The organism is Streptomyces sp. NPDC002076 (assembly GCF_053593835.1).
Window position 1 is genome coordinate 102,712 of record NZ_JBSFDI010000014.1, and the last position, 18,886, is coordinate 121,597.

The 18,886-nt window shown below is 71.9% G+C and carries 21 protein-coding genes and 1 pseudogene; 15 read left to right on the forward strand and 7 right to left on the reverse strand.

Annotation, left to right across the window (positions count from 1 at the left end):
• The first annotated feature begins 11 nt into the window (after window positions 1-11).
• Together ACWCQS_RS27875 and polX are read left to right on the forward strand one after the other, a co-directional pair.
• The gene (locus ACWCQS_RS27875) at window positions 12-1,349 is read left to right on the forward strand and encodes a M1 family metallopeptidase (RefSeq protein WP_451006993.1); all 1,338 of its coding nucleotides are present in this window, start codon (window positions 12-14) and stop codon (window positions 1,347-1,349) included.
• 41 nt (window positions 1,350-1,390) lie between these two features.
• Window positions 1,391-3,121, forward strand: coding sequence for a DNA polymerase/3'-5' exonuclease PolX (polX, locus tag ACWCQS_RS27880; protein WP_451006994.1), 1,731 nt, complete (start codon window positions 1,391-1,393; stop codon window positions 3,119-3,121).
• 6 nt (window positions 3,122-3,127) lie between these two features.
• Here the strand turns inward: polX and ACWCQS_RS27885 are convergent, their stop codons facing one another.
• A complete protein-coding gene (locus ACWCQS_RS27885) occupies window positions 3,128-3,442 on the reverse strand; it encodes a dsRBD fold-containing protein (protein ID WP_450982386.1) in 315 nt (104 codons plus the stop codon).
• A gap of 86 nt (window positions 3,443-3,528) precedes the next feature.
• Here ACWCQS_RS27885 and ACWCQS_RS27890 point away from each other — a divergent pair, with 86 nt between their 5' ends.
• Window positions 3,529-3,903: a YchJ family protein gene (locus ACWCQS_RS27890; protein WP_451006995.1), complete on the forward strand. Its 375-nt coding sequence runs from the start codon at window positions 3,529-3,531 to the stop codon at window positions 3,901-3,903.
• Window positions 3,904-3,924: 21 nt separating this feature from the next.
• Here ACWCQS_RS27890 and ACWCQS_RS27895 read toward each other — a convergent pair whose 3' ends face one another.
• A complete protein-coding gene (locus ACWCQS_RS27895; protein ID WP_388626443.1) occupies window positions 3,925-4,626 on the reverse strand; it encodes a FadR/GntR family transcriptional regulator in 702 nt (233 codons plus the stop codon).
• Window positions 4,627-4,766: 140 nt separating this feature from the next.
• Here ACWCQS_RS27895 and ACWCQS_RS27900 point away from each other — a divergent pair, with 140 nt between their 5' ends.
• From ACWCQS_RS27900 to ACWCQS_RS27915, 4 genes are read left to right on the forward strand one after another with little or no spacing between them, the layout of a single operon-like run.
• Window positions 4,767-5,285 (forward strand): gluconokinase, encoded by a 519-nt coding sequence (locus tag ACWCQS_RS27900; protein ID WP_451006996.1) that lies wholly within the window; start codon window positions 4,767-4,769, stop codon window positions 5,283-5,285.
• A 38-nt stretch (window positions 5,286-5,323) separates the two neighbouring features.
• Window positions 5,324-6,721 carry a GntP family permease gene (locus ACWCQS_RS27905; protein ID WP_451006997.1) on the forward strand — a complete coding sequence of 466 codons (1,398 nt, stop codon included), beginning with the start codon at window positions 5,324-5,326 and terminating at the stop codon, window positions 6,719-6,721.
• Between the two features lie 13 nt (window positions 6,722-6,734).
• Window positions 6,735-7,499, forward strand: coding sequence for an SDR family oxidoreductase (locus ACWCQS_RS27910; protein WP_451006998.1), 765 nt, complete (start codon window positions 6,735-6,737; stop codon window positions 7,497-7,499).
• Between the two features lie 14 nt (window positions 7,500-7,513).
• A complete protein-coding gene (locus ACWCQS_RS27915; protein ID WP_451006999.1) occupies window positions 7,514-8,539 on the forward strand; it encodes an L-idonate 5-dehydrogenase in 1,026 nt (341 codons plus the stop codon).
• Here ACWCQS_RS27915 and ACWCQS_RS27920 read toward each other — a convergent pair.
• The 3 genes from ACWCQS_RS27920 to ACWCQS_RS27930 form a co-directional block, all read right to left on the reverse strand.
• Window positions 8,536-9,162 carry a cytochrome b/b6 domain-containing protein gene (locus ACWCQS_RS27920; RefSeq protein ID WP_451007000.1) on the reverse strand — a complete coding sequence of 209 codons (627 nt, stop codon included), beginning with the start codon at window positions 9,160-9,162 and terminating at the stop codon, window positions 8,536-8,538. The two genes, ACWCQS_RS27915 and ACWCQS_RS27920, sit on opposite strands and share 4 nt — an antisense overlap.
• Window positions 9,146-9,874, reverse strand: a complete 729-nt coding sequence (locus ACWCQS_RS27925; protein WP_451007001.1) for a molybdopterin-dependent oxidoreductase — start codon at window positions 9,872-9,874, stop codon at window positions 9,146-9,148. The genes ACWCQS_RS27920 and ACWCQS_RS27925 overlap by 17 nt, the downstream gene beginning before the upstream one ends.
• Window positions 9,875-9,975: 101 nt before the next feature.
• Window positions 9,976-10,977, reverse strand: coding sequence for a hypothetical protein (locus ACWCQS_RS27930; protein WP_451007002.1), 1,002 nt, complete (start codon window positions 10,975-10,977; stop codon window positions 9,976-9,978).
• A 329-nt stretch (window positions 10,978-11,306) separates the two neighbouring features.
• On the opposite strand from ACWCQS_RS27930, the gene ACWCQS_RS27935 reads away from it, so the two are divergent.
• The 4 genes from ACWCQS_RS27935 to ACWCQS_RS27950 are packed head-to-tail and all read left to right on the forward strand — an operon-like array spanning window position 11,307 to window position 13,469.
• Window positions 11,307-12,203, forward strand: a complete 897-nt coding sequence (locus tag ACWCQS_RS27935; RefSeq protein ID WP_451007003.1) for a DMT family transporter — start codon at window positions 11,307-11,309, stop codon at window positions 12,201-12,203.
• A gap of 25 nt (window positions 12,204-12,228) precedes the next feature.
• Window positions 12,229-12,744 (forward strand): NUDIX domain-containing protein, encoded by a 516-nt coding sequence (locus ACWCQS_RS27940; protein WP_451007004.1) that lies wholly within the window; start codon window positions 12,229-12,231, stop codon window positions 12,742-12,744.
• A 21-nt stretch (window positions 12,745-12,765) separates the two neighbouring features.
• Window positions 12,766-13,158 carry a YidH family protein gene (locus ACWCQS_RS27945; RefSeq protein WP_451007005.1) on the forward strand — a complete coding sequence of 131 codons (393 nt, stop codon included), beginning with the start codon at window positions 12,766-12,768 and terminating at the stop codon, window positions 13,156-13,158.
• Window positions 13,146-13,469: a DUF202 domain-containing protein gene (locus ACWCQS_RS27950; protein WP_451007006.1), complete on the forward strand. Its 324-nt coding sequence runs from the start codon at window positions 13,146-13,148 to the stop codon at window positions 13,467-13,469. The genes ACWCQS_RS27945 and ACWCQS_RS27950 overlap by 13 nt, the downstream gene beginning before the upstream one ends.
• Here the strand turns inward: ACWCQS_RS27950 and ACWCQS_RS27955 are convergent.
• Entirely contained in the window at window positions 13,466-14,470 is a 1,005-nt protein-coding gene (locus ACWCQS_RS27955; protein WP_451007007.1) for an NADP-dependent oxidoreductase, read from the reverse strand. The genes ACWCQS_RS27950 and ACWCQS_RS27955 overlap by 4 nt on opposite strands.
• Window positions 14,471-14,585: 115 nt before the next feature.
• Here ACWCQS_RS27955 and ACWCQS_RS27960 point away from each other — a divergent pair, with 115 nt between their 5' ends.
• The 4 genes and pseudogenes from ACWCQS_RS27960 to ACWCQS_RS27975 all read left to right on the forward strand — a co-directional run.
• The gene (locus tag ACWCQS_RS27960) at window positions 14,586-14,885 is read left to right on the forward strand and encodes a hypothetical protein (protein WP_451007008.1); all 300 of its coding nucleotides are present in this window, start codon (window positions 14,586-14,588) and stop codon (window positions 14,883-14,885) included.
• A 168-nt stretch (window positions 14,886-15,053) separates the two neighbouring features.
• Window positions 15,054-16,076 (forward strand): phosphotransferase family protein, encoded by a 1,023-nt coding sequence (locus ACWCQS_RS27965; protein WP_451007009.1) that lies wholly within the window; start codon window positions 15,054-15,056, stop codon window positions 16,074-16,076.
• A gap of 7 nt (window positions 16,077-16,083) precedes the next feature.
• Window positions 16,084-17,298 (forward strand): acyl-CoA dehydrogenase, encoded by a 1,215-nt coding sequence (locus tag ACWCQS_RS27970; protein WP_451007010.1) that lies wholly within the window; start codon window positions 16,084-16,086, stop codon window positions 17,296-17,298.
• Between the two features lie 133 nt (window positions 17,299-17,431).
• Window positions 17,432-18,328: pseudogene (locus ACWCQS_RS27975) on the forward strand (LysR family transcriptional regulator); the annotation flags it as partial.
• On the opposite strand, the gene ACWCQS_RS27980 reads toward ACWCQS_RS27975, so the two are convergent.
• Entirely contained in the window at window positions 18,267-18,860 is a 594-nt protein-coding gene (locus tag ACWCQS_RS27980; protein WP_451007011.1) for a TetR/AcrR family transcriptional regulator, read from the reverse strand. The pseudogene ACWCQS_RS27975 and the gene ACWCQS_RS27980 sit on opposite strands and share 62 nt — an antisense overlap.
• Window positions 18,861-18,886 lie beyond the last annotated feature (26 nt).

The window sequence follows — 18,886 nt, forward strand, 5'->3', positions numbered from 1 at the left end:
CGGACACAGCAGTGGCAGTTCAGCAGTCGGCCGGACGGGACCCGTACTTCCCGGACAACGGTGACTCCCGGTACCGGGTGCACCGCTACGAACTCGCGCTGGACTACCGCCCCGGCCCGAACCGGCTGTCCGGCACGGCCCGGATCAACGCCATAGCCGGACCGGCGCCGCTCACCGAATTCCAGCTCAATCTGGCGGGCTTCAGGATCGGCCGGGTCCGGGTGGACGGCCGGCAGCCGCACTTCACGCACCGCGGCGGACGGCTGCGGATCCGCCTGGCCAAGCCCGTCCGGGCCGGTGCCGCGTTCACGGTGGAGGTCCAGTGGTCCGGCAACCCCAAGCCGGTGGCCAGCCCGTGGGGCGGGCTGGGCTGGGAGGAGCTGGCCGACGGGGCGCTGGTGGCGAGCCAGCCGATCGGGGCGCCGTCCTGGTACCCGTGCAACGACCGGCCCGCCGACAAGGCGTCCTATCTGATCTCGGTCACCGTCCCGTCCGCGTACGCGGTGGTCACGGGCGGGCGCCTGCTGACCCGTACGACGAAGGCCTCGACGACGACCTGGGTGTACGAGCAGTCCGCGCCCACGTCCAGCTATCTCGTCGGCCTGGCGATCGGCCGGTTCCAGACGGTGCTGCTGGGCGACCCCGGCCCCGGGGGCGTGCCGCAGCACGGGCACATCCCGGCGCGGCTGCTGCCGGAGTTCTCCCGGGACTTCGCGCGGCAGCCGGCGATGATGGAGCTGTTCCAGGAGCTGTTCGGGCCGTACCCGTTCGACGGCTACGCGGTCGCGGTGACCGAGGAGGAACTCGATGTGCCGGTCGAGGCACAGGGGTTGTCGCTGTTCGGCTCCAACCACGTGGACGGCGCCCGGGGTTCGGAGCGGCTGGTGGCGCACGAGCTGGCGCACCAGTGGTTCGGCAACTGCGTGACCATCGCCGACTGGCGGCACATCTGGCTGAACGAGGGCTTCGCCAAGTACGCGGAATGGCTGTGGTCCGAGCGCTCGGGCGGCCGCAGCGCGCAGCAACTGGCCGCGGCGGCACACCGGTTGCTGGCCACGCTGCCGCAGGATCTCAGGCTGGCCGATCCGGGCCGCAAGGCGATGTTCGACGACCGGCTCTACGAGCGGGGCGGCCTGGCCCTGCACGCGGTGCGCTGCGCGCTGGGTGACGACGCGTTCTTCCGCATGCTGCGCGGCTGGGTGCGGCTGCACCGGAACGGGTCGGTGACGACGGAGGCGTTCACCGGTCACGTGGCCCGGTTCGCTCAGGAGCCGCTCGACGGGCTGTTCCAGGAGTGGGTGCACGGGGCGAAGCTGCCGCCGCTGCCGGTGCTCAGGACCGTTCCGTAGAGGTTTGCCCGGATCCATGTCGGCTTTTCTAGACTTGAGGGGTGGCCCGGCCCAATGACGAGGTCGAGGCGCTCCTGCGGGAGTACGCGGACCTCATCGCGATCACCGGAGGCGACGCCTTCAAGGCGCGCGCCTACGAGAAGGCGGCGCGCGCCATCGGCGGGTATCCGGCCGACATCTCCAAGCTGGACGAGGGCGGCCTGAAGGAGATCCCGAACGTGGGGAAGTCGATCGCCGACAAGGTGGCCGAGTACCTGCGCACCGGGAAGATGGCGGTCGTCGAGGAGCGCCGGGCGAAGATCCCCGCCGGGGTCCGGGAGCTGATCACGATCCCCACGCTGGGCCCGAAGAAGGCGCTGCGGCTCTACGAGGACCTGCACATCTCGTCGGTGAACGAGCTGGCCGCGGCGATCGAGGCGGATGCGCTGGCCGATCTGAAGGGCTTCGGCGAGAAGACGCAGGACAACATCCGGCACGGCATCGAGCTGCTCCAGCGGGCGGGCGCCCGGGTGCCGCTGTCGCTGGCCCTGGACACCGCCGAGGAGATCGTCGCGGAGCTGTCCGCGGTGACCGGGTGCAAGCGCTGCGCGTACGCCGGGTCGCTGCGCCGGATGCGGGAGACCGTCGGGGATCTGGACGTCCTGGTCGCGGCGAAGAAGTCGGAGCCGTTCATGGCGGCGCTGTGCGAGCTGCCGGCCACCGCGGAGGTCATCGCGCGGGGCTCGAAGAAGACGTCGATCCGCACGGGCAAGGGGCTCCAGGTGGATCTGCGGGTGGTGCCGCCGGAGTCGTGGGGTGCCGCGCTGCAGTACTTCACGGGCTCGAAGGCGCACAACATCCGTACCCGCACCATCGCCGTGCACCAGGGGCTGAAGCTGTCCGAGTACGGCCTGTTCGACGCCGAGAGCGGGGACTCGCTGGCCTCCCGCACCGAGGAGGAGGTGTACGCCCGGCTCGGGCTGCCGTGGATCGAACCGACGCTGCGGGAGGACCGCGGGGAGATCGAGGCGGCCCTGGACGACGGGCTGCCCGAGGTGGTCACCGAGAAGGACATCCGCGGTGACCTGCACACCCACACCGACCTCACCGACGGTCTCGCCCCGCTGGAGGAGATGGTGGCGGCGGCCGCCGAGCGCGGTCACAAGTACTACGCGGTCACCGACCACGCGCCCAACCTGTACATGCAGCGCATGACCGACGAGAAGATCCTCGCCCAGCGGGAGCGGGTGCGGGAGCTGGACGGCACCCGGCACAGGATGCGGCTGCTGCACGGCACGGAGCTCAACATCGACCCGGACGGCGGGGTGGACTGGCCCGAGGAGTTCCTGGCCGGCTTCGACCTGTGCGTGGCCTCGCTGCACTCGCACTTCGACCTGGGCCGCACGGCCATGACCCGGCGGCTGGTGCGGGCCTGCGAGAACCCGTACGTCAACATCATCGGGCATCCGACGACCCGGCTGATCGGCAAGCGGCCGGGCGTCGACGCCGACTGGGACGAGGTGTTCGCGGCCTGCGCACGCACCGGCACCGCGCTGGAGGTCAACGCCCAGCCGGACCGTCTCGACCTGCGCGACGAGGACATCCTGCGCGCCCGCGAGCAGGGCGTGAAGTTCGCCGTGAACACCGACGCGCACTCCGTCCCGCACCTCGCGCAGCTGCGCTACGGCGTCGGCACCGCGCAGCGCGGCTGGCTCACCGGGGAGGACGTGATCAACACCTGGCCGCTGACCCGGCTGCGGCGGTTCCTGCAGAAGGGCCGCAAGGGCGGGTGAGGGGCGTCATTCCCGGTCCAGCCACAGGGGTGACAGGTCCTCCTCGGTGTCCGCCGCTCCCACCGCCTTGATGTCCCCGTCCGCGGCGCGCAGCAGCCTGCGGCCCATGGCGATCAGGGCGCGTCCGGCGGCGAGTTCGTCGCCTATCTCCGGTACATCGGGGTCGTAGGGGTTGCGGCGGGCCTCCGCGTGGCTCTCCAGGACGTTGTCGCCGGTGTCCAGGACGATCCGGGCGGTGGTGTCCGGGTCGTGCTCGGAGAGGTACAGGTTCAGCCGCCACTCCTTGACGGCCGGAGGACGGCTGGTCACGGGTCGGGTCATGGTCCGCCTCCCTGGGCTGCGCTGCCCTTCCACTGTGCACCCCGCCCGAGACGAACGCCTCCCCTGATGCGGGCACAATGATGGCCATGACCTCGCGCACCTGCCCCTGTGGACTCCCCGAGCCCTACGACGCCTGCTGTGGCCGTTTCCACTCGGGGGCCGCGAGCGCGCCGACCGCTGAACTGCTCATGCGCTCGCGGTACAGCGCCTTCGTGAAGGGGGACGCGGGGTATCTGCTGCGCACGTGGCATCCGCGGACCCAGCCCGCGCGGCTGGACCTCGACCCGCCGATGAAGTGGACGGGACTGGAGATCCTCGGCACCACCGACGGGTCCGCCTTCCACAGCACGGGCACGGTGACCTTCCGCGCCTCCTACCGGGGCGGCTCGCTGCACGAGCGGAGCCGGTTCGAGCGGGTCGACGGGGCGTGGGTGTACGTGGACGGGGACTTCCTGGACTGAGACCCGCGGGAGCAACCCGAACTAGGGCGCCAGGATGTCCAGTTCGTGCAGGGCACCCACGGTGATCTCCCTGGTCAGCTGTTCGGCGCGGGTCGCGTCGCCCGCGCGGACCGCCTCCGCCACCTGCACATGCAGGGTGACCGCCGCCGGGTCGGGGTCCTCGAACATGACCTCGTGATGGGTGCGGCCGGCCAGCACCTCCGCGACGACGTCGCCGAGCCGGGCGAACATCTCGTTGCCCGAGGCGTTCAGGATGACCCGGTGGAAGGCGATGTCGTGGACCAGGTACGCCTCCAGCTTGTGGCCGCGTGAGTTGGCCACCATGCCGAGCGCGCACTCGGTGAGTTCGGCGCACTGCTGCGCCGTGGCGTGCTTGGCGGCGAGGCCGGCCGCGACCGGTTCGATCGCGGAGCGCAGCACGGTCAGCGAGCGCAGTTGGTGCGGGCGGTCGGCGCCGGCCAGGCGCCAGCGGATGACCTGCGGGTCGTAGACGTTCCACTCGGACTTGGGACGGACCGTCACGCCCACTCTGCGGCGGGACTCGACCAGGTGCATGGATTCGAGCACCCGGACCGCCTCCCGCATCACGGAGCGTGACACCTCGAAGTGCTGTGCCAGCTCGTCGGTGCGCAGCACGCTGCCCGGCGGGTACTCGCCCGCCGTGATCGCGGGGCCGAGGGTGTCCAGTACATGGCCGTGCAGCCCCCGGCCCGGTGTGGTCATGCACTCAGCGTACGGCGTGGATCACCGACGGAAAAAGTCAGACTTATATGTCACAGACTCTTGAATTCGTCGTACCTAATGGGTTTCAGTGTGGCGACGCCGCTGCGGCGTCGGATGTCGAGGAAGACAGCGAGGCAGTAATGCGAACCCCCCAGGTCGTCGTCGTGATGGGCGTCGCGGGGACGGGCAAGACCACGATCGGTCCCTTGCTCGCCGCGCGACTGGGCGTCCCGTACGCCGAGGGCGACGACTTCCACCCGCAGGCCAACATCGACAAGATGTCGGCCGGGATCCCGCTCGACGACACCGACCGGTGGCCCTGGCTGGACGCCATCGGTCACTGGGCGCACGGGCGGGCCGGACTGGGCGGGGTGGTCAGCAGCTCGGCGCTGAAGCGGTCGTACCGCGACCGGCTTCGGGCCACCGCTCCCGGAGTGGTGTTCGTGCACCTCACCGGCGACCGGAAGCTGATCGAGGACCGGATGACACAGCGGCAGGGGCACTTCATGCCGACCGCGCTGCTGGACTCCCAGTTCGCGACGCTGCAGCCCCTGGAGCCGGACGAGGCGGGAGTCGCCGTGGACGTCAGCGGCAACCCCCAGGAGATCACCGAGCGTGCCGTGAAGGCACTCGAAGCGCTTCCCGACACCACCGCGTAGCACTCACCCCCGTCCCCCCGTAACGCAAGGGAACCCCCGTGACCAGACTCAGCGTCGAGATGCTGGCAGCGGACGCACCTCCGCCGATCACCTCCGCCGGACACGCCCAGCTGGGCATCGCGGTGCTGGTGGGCATCGCCGTGATCGTCCTGCTCATCACCAAGTTCAAGCTCCATGCCTTCCTGGCGCTGACCATCGGGTCACTGGCGCTCGGGGCGGTCGCCGGAGCGCCGCTCGACAAGGCCATCACCAGCTTCACCACCGGGCTCGGCACCACCGTGGCCGGCGTGGGCGTCCTGATCGCGCTCGGGGCGATCCTGGGCAAGCTCCTCGCCGACTCCGGTGGCGCGGACCAGATCGTCGACACGATCCTCGCCAAGGCCGGCGGGCGCGCCATGCCCTGGGCGATGGTGCTCATCGCCTCCGTGATCGGACTGCCGCTGTTCTTCGAGGTCGGCATCGTGCTGCTGATCCCGGTCGTGCTGATGGTCGCCAAGCGCGGCAACTACTCCCTGATGCGCATCGGCATCCCGGCGCTCGCCGGTCTGTCCGTGATGCACGGCCTGATCCCGCCGCACCCCGGCCCGCTGGTCGCGATCGACGCGGTCAAGGCCAACCTGGGCGTGACCCTGGCGCTGGGCATCCTGGTCGCCATCCCGACGGTGATCATCGCGGGTCCGCTGTTCTCCAAGGTCGCCGCCCGCTGGGTGGACGTCCAGGCGCCCGACCGGATGCTGCCGCAGCGCGCCTCGGACGAGCTGGAGCGCCGTCCCGGCTTCGGCGCGACGCTCGCCACCGTGCTGCTGCCGGTGGTGCTGATGCTCGCCAAGGCGCTGGTGGACATCGTCGTCGACGACCCCACGAACATCGACCAGCGGGTCTTCGACATCATCGGCTCCCCGCTGATCGCGCTGCTCGCCGCCGTGATCGTCGGCTTCTTCACGCTGGGCCGGCCCGCCGGCTTCAGCAAGGAGCGGCTGCAGCAGACCGTCGACAAGGGCCTGATGCCCATCGCCGGCATCCTGCTGATCGTCGGCGCCGGCGGCGGCTTCAAGCAGACGCTGATCGACTCCGGTGTGGGCCAGATGATCCTGGACATATCCAAGAGCTGGTCGATCCCGGCACTGCTGCTGGCCTGGCTGATCGCGGTCACGATCCGGCTGGCCACGGGTTCGGCGACGGTGGCGACGGTCTCGGCGGCGGGCCTGGTGGCTCCCCTCGCGGCCGACATGTCGACCACCCACACCGCCCTCCTGGTCCTGGCCATCGGCGCCGGCTCGCTCTTCTTCAGCCATGTCAACGACGCCGGCTTCTGGCTGGTCAAGGAGTACTTCGGGCTGAGCGTCGGGCAGACTGTCAAGACCTGGTCGGTGATGGAGACGATCATCTCGGTGGTCGCGGGCGGTCTGGTGCTGCTGCTGTCACTGGTCATATAGGAGCGGTACGACGATGACGGCTCACCCTCTCTTCGACATCAGCGGCCGCACCGCCCTGGTCACGGGCTCCAGCCGGGGCATCGGCCTCGCACTGGCCCGGGGCCTGGCCGAGGCCGGCTGCACGGTGGTCCTCAACGGGCGCGACCCGGACCGGCTGGCCGAGGCCGCGTCCGAACTGCCCGGCGACCGGGTCCGTACGGCGGTGTTCGACGTGACCGACGGACCGGCCGTGGCCGCCGGCATCGCGGACGTCGAGGAGCGGGTGGGCCCGCTCGACATCCTCGTCAACAACGCGGGCATGCAACTGCGCGCCCCGCTGCTGGAGTTCACCGACGCCGACTGGCACCGGATCCTGGACACCAACCTCACCAGCGCGTTCCTCGTCGGCCGCGAGGCCGCCCGGCGGATGACGGAACGCGGCCACGGCAAGATCGTCAACATCTGCTCGCTGCAGAGCGAGGTGGTCCGCCCCGGCATCGCGCCGTACGCCGCCACCAAGGGCGCGCTGAAGATGCTCACCAAGGGCATGTGCGCGGACTGGGGGCCGTACGGCGTCCAGGTCAACGGCCTCGGCCCCGGCTACATCGAGACCGAGCTGACCCGGCCGCTGGTGGCGGACGAGGAGTTCAGCGCCTGGGTCCGCCGGCGCACCCCGGCGGGCCGCTGGGGCCGCACCCAGGACCTGGTGGGCGCCCTGCTCTTCCTCGCCTCACCGGCCTCCGACTTCATGGGCGGGCAGATCCTGTACGTCGACGGCGGCATGACGAGCGTGCTCTGAAGGGGGCTGCGGGGATGCTTGGTTGTGTGATCCACGGCGCGGGCGAGCTGCGGGTGCAGGAGCTGCCGGTGCCCGAACCCGGGCCCGGCGAGGCCGTGGTGGCCGTCCGCTACGGCGGGGTGTGCGGCTCCGATCTGCACTACTGGCGGCACGGCGGCGTCGGGGACTTCCGGCTCCGGGAGCCGATGGTGCTCGGGCACGAGGTGGTGGGCACGGTGGTGTCGTACGGCGCCGGGGCCTGCGGTCCCAAGCCGGGTACGGCCGTCGCCGTGCACCCCGCGACCCCGTGCGGGCGCTGTCCGGAGTGCGCCGCCGGGCGGGCGAACGTGTGCCGGGACACCCGGTATCTGGGCAGCGCGGCCCGCTTTCCGCATGTCCAGGGCGGCTTCGCCGAGCGGATCGCCGTACCGGCCGGTCAGCTGCGGGCGCTGCCGGACGGGCTCGGGCTGCGGCGGGCCGCGCTCGCCGAGCCGCTGTCGGTGGCGCTGCACGCGGTGCGGCGGGCCGGGGACCTGTCCGGCCGGCATGTGCTGGTGACCGGGGCGGGGCCGATCGGGTGCCTGGTGGTCGCGGCGGCGAAGGCGGCGGGCGCGGCACGGGTGACGGTGACGGATCCGGTGCCTCAGGCGCTGGGTCACGCCGCCGCGGCCGGCGCCGACACGCTCGTGCGGGCCGACGATCCCGGTGATGCCGGATGGCCGGACGGGGTGGACGCGGCCGTCGAGGCGTCGGGGGTCGCGGCCGGGCTGGACACCTGTCTGCGGCGGGTGCGGCGCGGCGGTGTGGTCGTACAGCTCGGGATGCTGCCGCCGGGGCAGTCGCCGTTCGCCGGGAACCTGCTGGTGAGCCGGGAGATCGAGCTGCGGGGGGCGTTCCGGTTCGACGCCGAGTTCGACGACTCCCTGGAACTGCTGGCCGCACGGGGCGAGTTCGACGGGCTGGTCAGCGCGGTGGTTCCGGTGCGGGACGCTGCCGCTGGGTTTGAGCTGGCCGCTGACAGGAGCCGGTCCTGCAAGGTGTTGCTGGAGTTCGGGAACTAGGGTCGCCACAGCGGGTGTTCCCGCTTCGCCCACTCCCTGCTCACCGTCCCGGTGCGCAGGCCCCGTCTCGCCTCCGGATCGCCCAGGGCCATGCCGATGTGGCCGGCCAGGACCACGCCGATGGTCAGGGCGAGCCAGTCGTGGACGAAGGTCGCCGAGGTGCGCCACACCAGCGGAGTGAAGTGGGTGAACCACATCAGCAGGCCGGTGCCGAGCATGACCAGGGTGGCGCCGGCGATCCAGGCGGCGTAGACCTTCTGGCCGGCGTTGAACTTGCCCGCCGGGCGGGACGAGCGGCGTTTGTCGCGGACCAGCGCGGCGCGCAGCCAGACCTTGTCGTGCGGGCCGAAGCGGTTGAGGAAGCGCAGGTCGGCGCGGAAGGCTCGGGAGGCGAGGCCCAGCAGGACCGGCACGGGGAGGGCGAGCCCGGCGCACTCGTGGACGCGGACGACCAGTTCCCGGCGGCCGACCAGCACCGCCAGCTCGGGGATGTAGAGCACAGCCGCCGTGACCACGCAGATCCCCATCAGCGCGGCCGTCGTGCGGTGGACCCAGCGTTGGACCGGGCCGAAGCGGCGGATGCGGGCGCTCGGCGGGGCCGGGGTGTCAGTTCGTAGGCTCATCGGTCCGTCCGTTCGACCGGCCGACCCAGGCGTCGACGTCGTAGCCGAGGCGCTCCCAGTAGCCGGGCTCGACGCTGTCGGTGACCGTGATACCGGAGAGCCACTTGGCCGACTTGTAGAAGTACATGGGGGCGACATAGAGGCGGACCGGGCCGCCGTGGTCGTGGGAGATGTCCTTGTCCTGCATGCGCAGGGCCACCAGGACGTCCGGTCGGCGGGCCTGGTCGAGGGTGAGGCTCTCGGTGTAGGTGCCGTCGAAGCAGGTGAAGTGGATCGCCTTCGCACCGGCACGGACCCCGGCCGCGTCCAGGAGGTGGGAGAGGCGTACGCCCTCGAAGGGGGTGCCGGGGACCCGCCAGCCGGTGACGCACTGGACGTCCTTGACCAGCCGGGTCTGCGGCAGGGCGCGCAGATCGGCCAGGGTGTAGGTGTGCGGGCGGTCGACCAGGCCGCCGATCTTCAGGTGGTAGTCGGTGGCGTTCAGACGCGGCACCGACGCGGCGACGGAGTAGTAGCGGAAGCCGCCGCCGTTGGGCAGCAGGCCGGTCAGGCCCGTGGGGTCCTTGCCGGCCACCGAGCCGAGGAAGCCCTCCAGACCGCGTTGCAGCGAGGGCGCGGCGACCACGCCGAGCGCGCCCAGGCCGAGGGTGCCGAGGAAGACCCGGCGGCCGATGGGCTTGCCGTCCCGCTCCTCGGATTGTTCAGAGTTCACGCGTTCATTCGAGCACTCGGGGCCCGAGGGGGCCAGGGGATCCGGTCAGTGGTCAGGGTTCTGTAATCACTTCTTACGTACGTGCCGCAGGGGTGAGCCGTTCAGCGCCCGAGCGCACGGGTGCGGGCGGTCCGGAAGGCGGCGCGGGGGTCGCGGCGGGCGTAGGACCAGGGTGCCGGGGTGGCGTGCCGGCCGATGCGCCGGAACAGGGCCGCCGCCTCGGCCGGGCGGCCGGCGCAGGACAGGGCGAAGGCGAGGTGGTTGAGGTCGATGTGGCGGCGGGGGTGTTCGTCGTGCTCCCACTCCAGCCACCAGTCGAAGCAGGCGCGCAGGATGCGGCGGGCCCGGGGGCCGGACCAGTGCCCGGAGGCGGCCGGGTCGGCCGGTGCCAGTCCGGTGGCGGCGAGGACCCGGTAGCGCTCGGCGTAGGCGACGACCGGCAGGACGGCGAGCGGGGAGTCGGCCGGGGCCTCGGCGGCGGCCAGCTCGGCCAGGTCGTACACCTCGTGGTCCTCGGCCGCCCGGCCGCCGGAGGGCCGTTCGGCGAGGCGGGCGAGGAGCAGATGGTGGGCGTGGTGGTGCTCGGGGTGGCGGCGGCGCAGCTCGGTGAAGGTGCCGAGCACCTCGCGCTCCGGGCCGAGGGCGCGGGCCAGCAGGAGTGAGCCGAGCCAGGGGGTGGGGTCGTCGGGGGCGAGCGCGGCGGCGGTGGCGCAGGCCTCGCGGGCCCGGTCGGGGTCCTCCTTGCCGCGCAGGGCGCGCTGGACCAGGGCGAGGGCGTACAGTGCGGCGGCGTCGGCGGAGCCGGGTTCGGCGTGCAGCCAGTCGCGGGCCCAGGCCACGGCGTACGGCTCCCGGGCGAGCACGGTGAGGCGGTGGCCGCGGCGGTCCCAGTCGTCGCCGGTGTGCCGGAGCAGGGAGCGGGCGGCCTGCCGCCGGCCCTGGGTGAACGCGGCGCGTGCGGTGCGCAGTTCGGCGTCGTCGAAGGTGTCGTCGAAGACGGCGGCAGAGCCGTCGTCGAAGGCGCCGGAGTCGTCCGGGGCGGTGTCGCCGGACTGGTCCGTGAGGGCCCGGCGGTCGCCGAGCAGAGGTGGGAGAGGGGGCACCGCGGGACTTCCTGTTTCTCGGGCTGCCATCGGCCGATCACGCACAGCAAACCCTCAGCCAAGGTTTGCGTCAAGCGGAACGGGGCTGTTGGTGGGTTCAACTACATTGGCATGCAGGGAAGTTGAGGAAGTCCGCCCAGGTGGGCCGGGGCCCGGGCGGGGGTGCGGGCGGCCCGCTGTGGCGTACGCCATGGCGCGGGGCCGGCCGGCCCCGGAGCATGGCGAGTCAACCGCCCTGTTCCGCGCACTTACGGGTCATTGCCGTCCCGGGGGCGCTACAGTCGGCCACTACGCACCCGTGGTCCGGCCGGATGATCGAGGTACGCAGCGTGTCCGTTCTGGTTCTCCTTCTCGCCGTGAGTGCTGCCTGCTGCCTGGGCTTCGGGTTCGTACTCCAGCAGAACGCGGCGCAGAAGGCACCACTGAGCGACTTCCTGTCCTTCCGGCTGCTGCTCGACCTGATGCGGGTGCCGCGCTGGCTGGGCGGGCTCGGCCTGATGATCGCCGGCATGGTGCTCGGCGCGATGGCCCTCGGTAGGGGCGAGATCTCCCTGGTCGAGCCGCTGCTCGCGACCAATCTGCTGTTCGCGCTCGCCCTCTCCCGGCACCAGACCAGACAACCCCTGGGCCGCCAGGGCTGGGCGGGACTGCTGCTGCTCGCGGGCGGGGTGAGCGCGTTCATCATGGCGGGCGAGCCCCGGGCCGGCAGCGCCATCTCGGATCCGCTGCGGCACTGGCTGATCATCGGCGCGATGGTCGGCGCGGCCCTGGTGCTCACGACGTACGGCAAGCGCTCCCGGCTGAGCTGGGGCCCGGTGCTGCTGGCCACCGCCGCCGGGCTGCTGTACGGGGTGCAGGACGCGCTGACCCGGGTGAGCGGCACCCGCTTCGCCGAGGGCGGCCTCACCGAGCTGTTCACCGGCTGGCAGCCGTACGGCGTGCTGGTGTGCGGGGTCACCGGTCTGGTCCTGGTGCAGAGCGCCTTCGAGACGGCTCCGCTGCGCATGTCGCTGCCGGCGCTCACCGCGGCCGAGCCGCTCGCCGGGATCCTGTGCGGCGTCGGCTTCCTCGGTGACCGGCTGCGCACCGACACCGGGGCGCTGGCCTGGGAGGCCGCCGGGCTCGCGGCGGTGGTCGCGGGCATCGTGCTGCTCGGGCTGCATCCGGCGATGCCGTGCGGCACGGGGGAGACGGAACCGTCGGCCCGGGACCTCCAGCGGCGCTGAGCGGGCGCCTGCTTGGATGAATGGCATGAACCCTGCTGACGAGATCCTCGACATCGTCGACGAGAACGACCAGGTGATCGGCCAGTCCCCGCGCGGCGAGGCGTACGCCCGAGGACTGCGCCACCGGTGCGTGTTCATCCAGGCCCGGGACGCGGCCGGCCGGCTCTTCGTCCACCGGCGCACCGCGACCAAGCTGGTCTTCCCGGCCCTGTACGACGTGTTCGTCGGCGGCGTCGTCGGAGCGGGCGAGTCCTACGACGAGGCCGCGCTGCGGGAGGCCGAGGAGGAGCTGGGGGTGACGGGGCTCCCCCGGCCGACGTACCTCTTCAAGTTCCTGTACGACGACGGGGCCGGGAACAGCTGGTGGTCGGCGGTGTACGAGGTGCGGTGCGAGCTGCCCGTACATCCGCAGGTGGAGGAGGTCCAGTGGCACGACTTCCTGCCCGAGGAGGAGGTCGAGGGGCGGCTCGGCGCGTGGGAGTGGGTGCCGGACGGGCTGGCGGCGTACGAGAGGCTGAGGGAGTTCCGGGCGGGCCGGTGACCGCCGGGTAGGGTCGGCCGCGTGAGCGATTTCGTACGGAACATCCGGCTGTGGTTCGCGCCGGAGCAGGTGCGGGACGAGGGCGGCACGCCCGACTACCGGTTCTCGCTGGCCAATGAGCGCACCTTTCTCGCCTGGCTGCGTACGGCGCTCGCGCTGATCGGCGGCGGATTCGCGGTGGACCAGTTCCTGCCGGACCTGCGCTGGGCGTGGCGGGTCGGGCTCGCGCTCGCCCTGCTCGGCGCCGGGGTGCTGTGCTCGCTGCGCGCGGTGAACCACTGGGTGCGCTGTGAGCGGGCGATCCGGCGCGGTGAGGACCTGCCCGCGTCCCGGTTCCCGGCGCTGCTGAGCCTGGTCGTGGCGGTGGTGGCGCTGGCCATGGTCGTGGTGGTGCTGGCCGGATGGGCGGGGTGAGCACGGCCGGGCGCGACCCCGGGCTGCAACCGGAGCGCACCCGGCTGGCCTGGCGTCGTACGACCCTCTCGGCCGCCATGGCCGCCGTACTCGCCGTCAAGACCGCCCTGCACGGCGGCGCCTCGGCCACCGGAGTGACCGTGTGCGCCCTGTGCTGTGTGCTCTTCCTGGGCTTTCTGGCGGTGGCCCACCGCCGGATCCGGGCCCTTGCGACCGGTCCCCGCCCGCGTGCGCTCGCTCCCCGGCACGCGACGGCGGCGGCGCTGTGCGCGGTGGCACTGGCCTTGTGTGCGGCGGCGCTGGTGGTCTAGAAGGTGCCCTCCTGACTCCTGCGGTAGAGGGTGCCCTCTTCTCCCCTGGTCCAGATCGCGCCCTCCTCTTCCTCCCGGCCCACTGTGACCACGATCTTGCCGCGGGTGCGGCCCGTCTGGTTCGTCCGGTGCGCGTCCGCCGCCCGCTCCAGCGGGAAGGTCTCCTGGACGTGCACCGAGACGACACCCTGTTCGGCCAGCCGGGAGAGCGTGCTCAGGTCCTGGGCGTCCGGGCGGACGAAGTAGTAGCGGCCGCCGAGACTCACCACCCCCGGGTCGGCGATCGACGCCAGCCGGCCCTCCGGGGCGAGCAGGTTGGCCGAGGTCTTCAGGGTGTCCCCGCCGACGGTGTCGAAGACCGCCTCCACGCCGTCCGGGGCCAGAGCGCGCACCCGTTCGGCCAGGCCCTCGCCGTAGGTCACCGGCAAGCCGCCGAGGCCGCGCACGAAGTCGTGGTTGCGTTCGCTCGCCGTACCGATGACCCGGGCGCCGAGGTGGGCGGCGATCTGGACGGCGAGGGAGCCGACCCCGCCGGCCGCCGCGTGCACCAGCACGGTCTCGTCGCGCGCCACCTCCAGCACCTTGACGAGCACCTGATAGGCGGTGAGCCCGGCGAGCGGCAGGCCGGCGGCCTCCTCGAAGGACAGGTTGCGCGGCTTGCGGGCCAGGGTGCGCACGGGCGCGGCGATGTACTCGGCGAAGGTGCCGCGGCAGAGGAAGTCCTCGCGGCAGTAGCCGATGACCTCCTCGCCGACGCCGAACTCCGTGACGGAGGCGCCGGGCTGGACGACCACCCCGCTGACGTCCCAGCCGGGGATCACCGGGAAGACGGCGTCCAGGATCGCGTCGAGATGGCCCTCGCGGCACTTCCAGTCGACCGGATTGACGGCCGCGGCACGGACCTTGACGAGCACCTGGTCGGGGGCGACCTTCGGGTCGCGCACCTCGCCGTACTCCAGCACCTCGGGTCCGCCGTAGTGGCGGTAGCTGATGGCCTTCATGTCCTCGACCCTCCGGGGTACTCGGACGCCACGCAAGCCGTATGCACCGATATGCAGTGATTCGCCCCATAGCCTGTCCGTCGCCGACACCCCCGTACCTCCGAAGGTGAGCACCATGACCACCCTTCACCAGGAACACACCGAACACGGCGCGCATCGCCACGGCCCGGACTGCGGGCACAACGCCGTGCCGCACGGCGACCACGTGGACTACGCACACGACGGGCATCTGCACCGCGAGCACGAGGGCCACTGGGACGAGTGCGAGCCGTCGGAGCACACCGTCCACCAGGGCCATGAGCACGTGCACTACGACGAGTGCGGGCACGCCCAGGTGCCGCACGGCGATCACATCGACTATCTGCACGGCGGTCACCGGCACGCCGAGCACGACGGCCACTGGGACGACCACTGACGCAAGGCCGCGACGGGGCCGACGGCTTCCCGGGCAGCGCACCGGGGGCCGTCGGCCTATCGTGGCTCCGGTCACGTTTGACCGCGTGATCGCTCCGCGCACTGGACTCCATACCGACCGGTCGGCATCATGAGTCGGGTCCTGTTCACCCGTTCATAGGAGTGATGCATGAGCGCCGACCACCCGCCCGGACTCGACCTGGACCGGCTGCGCGCCCACCTCGACCGCGAGCGCCCCGGACTGGTGACCGGCCCCCTCACCGGCCGGCTGATCGAGGGCGGACGGTCGAACCTCACCTACGCGCTCTCCGACGGCACCGCCAAGTGGGTCGTACGCCGGCCCCCGCTCGGCCATGTCCTGGCCACCGCGCACGACATGAAGCGCGAGCACCGGGTGATCAGCGCCCTGCACCCGACCCGGGTTCCGGTCCCCCGCCCGGTGCTGCTGTGCGAGGACGAGGAGGTGCTCGGGGCGCCGTTCTACGTCATGGAGTTCGTCGAGGGCACCCCGTACCGCACAGCCCAGCAGCTGGCCCCGCTGGGCCCCGAGCGCACCCGGAACGCGGTGCTGTCCCTGGTGGACACGCTGGTCGAACTGCACGCGGTCGACCCCGCCGACGTCGGACTCGCGGACTTCGGCCGCCCCGAGGGCTTCCTGGACCGGCAGCTGCGCCGCTGGGGCAAGCAGCTGGACGCCTCCCGCAACCGCGAACTGGCCGGCATCGACGAACTGCACGCCGCCCTCGGCCGCTCGCTGCCCGCCTCCCCCGCCCCGGCCGTCGTCCACGGTGACTACCGGCTCGACAACGTCCTGATCGGCGACGACGACAAGATCAAGGCCATCCTCGACTGGGAGATGTCGACCCTCGGCGACCCGCTCACCGACCTGGGCCTGCTGGTGATGTACAGCCGGCCGCTGGGCATGGCCGAGTCCCCGGTCTCCACCACGGCCGAGGCCCCCGGGCACCCGTCCCCGCGAGAGCTGATCGAGCGGTACGCGGAGCGCTCGGGACGCGATGTCTCCGGCGTCTCCTGGTACACGGCGTTCGCCTGGTTCAAGCTCGCCGTGATCCTGGAGGGCATCCACTACCGGTACACGCTGGGCCAGACGGTCGGCCGCGGCTTCGACCGGATCGGCGACCTCGTGCCCGTCTTCATCGACCACGGACTGACCACTCTTCAGGAAGGCTGATCCGGACATGGACTTCGCGTTCGACGCGCGCACCGAGGAGCTGCGCGCCAAGCTGCTCGCCTTCATGGACGAGTACGTCTACCCGGCGGAGGCGGTCGCCGAGGAGCAGCGTGCCGCGCTCGCCTCCCCGTGGGACACCCCGGCCGTGGTCGAGGAGCTGAAGGCCGAGGCCCGCAGGCAGGGCCTGTGGAACCTCTTTCTGCCCGACGCCGAGTACGGCGCGGGACTCACCAACCTCCAGTACGCGCCGCTCGCCGAGATCACCGGCCGCTCCCCGCATCTGGCGCCCACCGCGACCAACTGCGCCGCGCCCGACACCGGGAACATGGAGGTGCTGGCGCAGTTCGGCAACGAGCAGCAGAAGAAGCAGTGGCTGGAGCCGCTGCTGGCCGGTGAGATCCGCTCGGCGTTCGCGATGACCGAGCCGGAGGTGGCCTCCTCGGACGCCACCAACATCACCACGCACATCGAGCGGGACGGCGACGACTATGTCATCACCGGCCGCAAGTGGTACATCTCCGGCGCGATGAACCCGGACTGCAAGATCTTCATCGTGATGGGCAAGACGGACCCGGACGGCGCCGACATCCGCCGCCAGCAGTCGATGGTCCTGGTGCCGCGCGACACCCCTGGCGTCACCGTCAAGCGCGCCATGCAGGTCTTCGGCTACGAGGACCACTCGCACGGCGGCCACGCCGAGGTGGTCTTCGACCACGCGCGCGTGCCGGTCACCAACCTCATCGGCGAGGAGGGCGGCGGCTTCGCCATCGCCCAGGCCCGGCTCGGCCCCGGCCGGATCCACCACTGCATGCGGCTGATCGGCATGGCCGAGCGGGCCATCGAGCTGATGTGCCGGCGGGCCGTGTCCCGTACGGCGTTCGGCAAGGCGCTGGCCCAGCAGGGAGTGGTCCAGAACTGGATCGCCGACGCCCGGGTCACCGTGGAGCAGCTGCGGCTGCTGGTGCTGAAGACGGCCTGGCTGATGGACACCGTCGGCAACAAGGGCGCCCACACCGAGATCCAGGCCATCAAGATCGCCACGCCGCGCGCGGTGGTCGGCATCCTGGACCGCGCGATCCAGCTGCACGGCGCGGGTGGGGTGAGCCAGGACTTCCCGCTGGCCGAGCTGTACGCGAGCGCCCGCACCCTGATGCTGGCCGACGGCCCGGACGAGGTGCACCAGCGGTCGCTGGCGCGGCGGGAGTTGAAGAAGTACGTCTGAGCTGCGCTGCTCGGCAGGGGCTTGGGAAACCTGTGGCTTTGGAGCGTGCCGAATCGGCGCGCTCCACATCTACAAGGGTTCCAGCGGGGTACCCGGCCGGGGGTCCGGGGGTTGTCCCCCGGGCAGACACAGCACCGCCGCCGCACGCGCCGAGCCCGTCGTGCGGTCCGCGCTCAGCACCTCCGTCCGGAATCTGGAACGGGAGCTGGGCGCCGACCTGTTCGACCGTACGGGCCGCCGGGTGGTGCTCACCGAGGCCGGCCGGGCCCTGCTCCCCCAGGCGCGTGCGCTGCTCGCCGGCGCCGAGGCGGCCCGGGACGCGGTCGCGGCCGTGGCGGGACTGGCCGTGGGCCGGGTGTCCGTGGGGACGATCCAGACGCTGACCTGCGTCGACCTGCCCGCCGAACTGGCCGCCTTCCACCGGGAGTTCCCCGGCATCCAGGTGTCCGTGCGGGACGCGACCGTCGCCGAGCTGACCGAGGCGCTGCGAGCCGGCGAGCTGGACCTGGCGTTCGTCGCCCCGGAGGCGCGGGGCCTGCCCGAGGGGCTGCACGTGTACGCCCGCTGGCACGAGGAGCTGGTGCTGATCACCGCACCGGGGCATCCGCTGGCCGAGGCGGGCCGCACGCTCATCAAGGATCTCGCCGAGGAGGCGTTCGTCGACTTCCGCGCGGGCACCGGGCTGGAGACGGCCGTACGGCGGCTCGCGGCGCACTGCGGCCTGGACCGCCGCATCACCTGTGACGTCACCCAGATCGGGCTGCTGGTGGACCTCGTCCGGGCCGGGATCGGGGTGGCGTTCGTGCCCCGGGCCATCGGCGAGCGGGCCGGGCTGCCGTGCGTGCGGATACGGCAGCCGGAGCCCGGCCGTGCGGTCGTCCTGGCCGGACGCGGCGAGCGGCCACGGAACCCGGCGGACGCCGCCCTCGTCCGTCACCTCACGGACGGTGCCTCCACGGACGGTCGCCTCATGGACGCAGTGCCCGCAGCAGCAGGTCGGCGAGGTGGTCGGCGACCTGCTGAGGGGTGAGGGGGCCGTTCGGGCGGTACCAGGTGGACAGGTGGTGGACGGAGCCGAAGTGGTAGTCCACGACCAGGTCGGCCGGGGTCGCCGTGGAGAAGACGCCTGCCTTCTGGCCCTCCTCGATGAGCGCGCGGAACCGTTCGTGGTAGCGCCGGCGCTCGGCGCGCACCTGCTTGTTCTTCTCCGGGCTGAGGTGGTGCATGGACCGGAAGAAGATCATCGCGTCGTCGAGGTTGTCGATCGTGGTGACGACCACGTCCGCCGCGGCGGCTCTGAGCCGTTCCTCCACCGGCGCGTCCATCTCGGCGAAGTGGTCGAGCCGCTCCTGCTGGACGCGCAGCACGCGCGCGTACACCTCGTGCAGGAGGTCGTCCTTGGAGCCGAAGTAGTGGTACAACGCCCCCTTGGTGACGCCGGCCGCCTCCACGATCTCCTGCACGGAGGTGCGGTCGTAACCCTGCTCGGCGAAGAGCCGGGTGGCGGCGGCCAGCAGCCGCTGCGGAACGGGCGTCCCGTCTCCGTCCGTCGTCCTGGGCACTGCCGCCACCTGCCTTTCCGTGATGC

Bases quoted from the DNA above. Each gene is read 5' to 3' on its own strand.
- ACWCQS_RS27885 (WP_450982386.1), bottom strand. From the start codon at position 3,442: ATGACCCGACCCGTGACCAGCCGTCCTCCGGCCGTCAAGGAGTGGCGG.
- ACWCQS_RS27890 (WP_451006995.1), top strand. From the start codon at position 3,529: ATGACCTCGCGCACCTGCCCCTGTGGACTCCCCGAGCCCTACGACGCC.
- ACWCQS_RS27895 (WP_388626443.1), bottom strand. From the start codon at position 4,626: ATGACCACACCGGGCCGGGGGCTGCACGGCCATGTACTGGACACCCTC.
- ACWCQS_RS27900 (WP_451006996.1), top strand. From the start codon at position 4,767: ATGCGAACCCCCCAGGTCGTCGTCGTGATGGGCGTCGCGGGGACGGGC.
- ACWCQS_RS27910 (WP_451006998.1), top strand. From the start codon at position 6,735: ATGACGGCTCACCCTCTCTTCGACATCAGCGGCCGCACCGCCCTGGTC.
- ACWCQS_RS27915 (WP_451006999.1), top strand. From the start codon at position 7,514: ATGCTTGGTTGTGTGATCCACGGCGCGGGCGAGCTGCGGGTGCAGGAG.
- ACWCQS_RS27920 (WP_451007000.1), bottom strand. From the start codon at position 9,162: ATGAGCCTACGAACTGACACCCCGGCCCCGCCGAGCGCCCGCATCCGC.
- ACWCQS_RS27940 (WP_451007004.1), top strand. From the start codon at position 12,229: ATGAACCCTGCTGACGAGATCCTCGACATCGTCGACGAGAACGACCAG.
- ACWCQS_RS27950 (WP_451007006.1), top strand. From the start codon at position 13,146: ATGGGCGGGGTGAGCACGGCCGGGCGCGACCCCGGGCTGCAACCGGAG.
- ACWCQS_RS27955 (WP_451007007.1), bottom strand. From the start codon at position 14,470: ATGAAGGCCATCAGCTACCGCCACTACGGCGGACCCGAGGTGCTGGAG.
- ACWCQS_RS27960 (WP_451007008.1), top strand. From the start codon at position 14,586: ATGACCACCCTTCACCAGGAACACACCGAACACGGCGCGCATCGCCAC.
- ACWCQS_RS27965 (WP_451007009.1), top strand. From the start codon at position 15,054: ATGAGCGCCGACCACCCGCCCGGACTCGACCTGGACCGGCTGCGCGCC.
- ACWCQS_RS27970 (WP_451007010.1), top strand. From the start codon at position 16,084: ATGGACTTCGCGTTCGACGCGCGCACCGAGGAGCTGCGCGCCAAGCTG.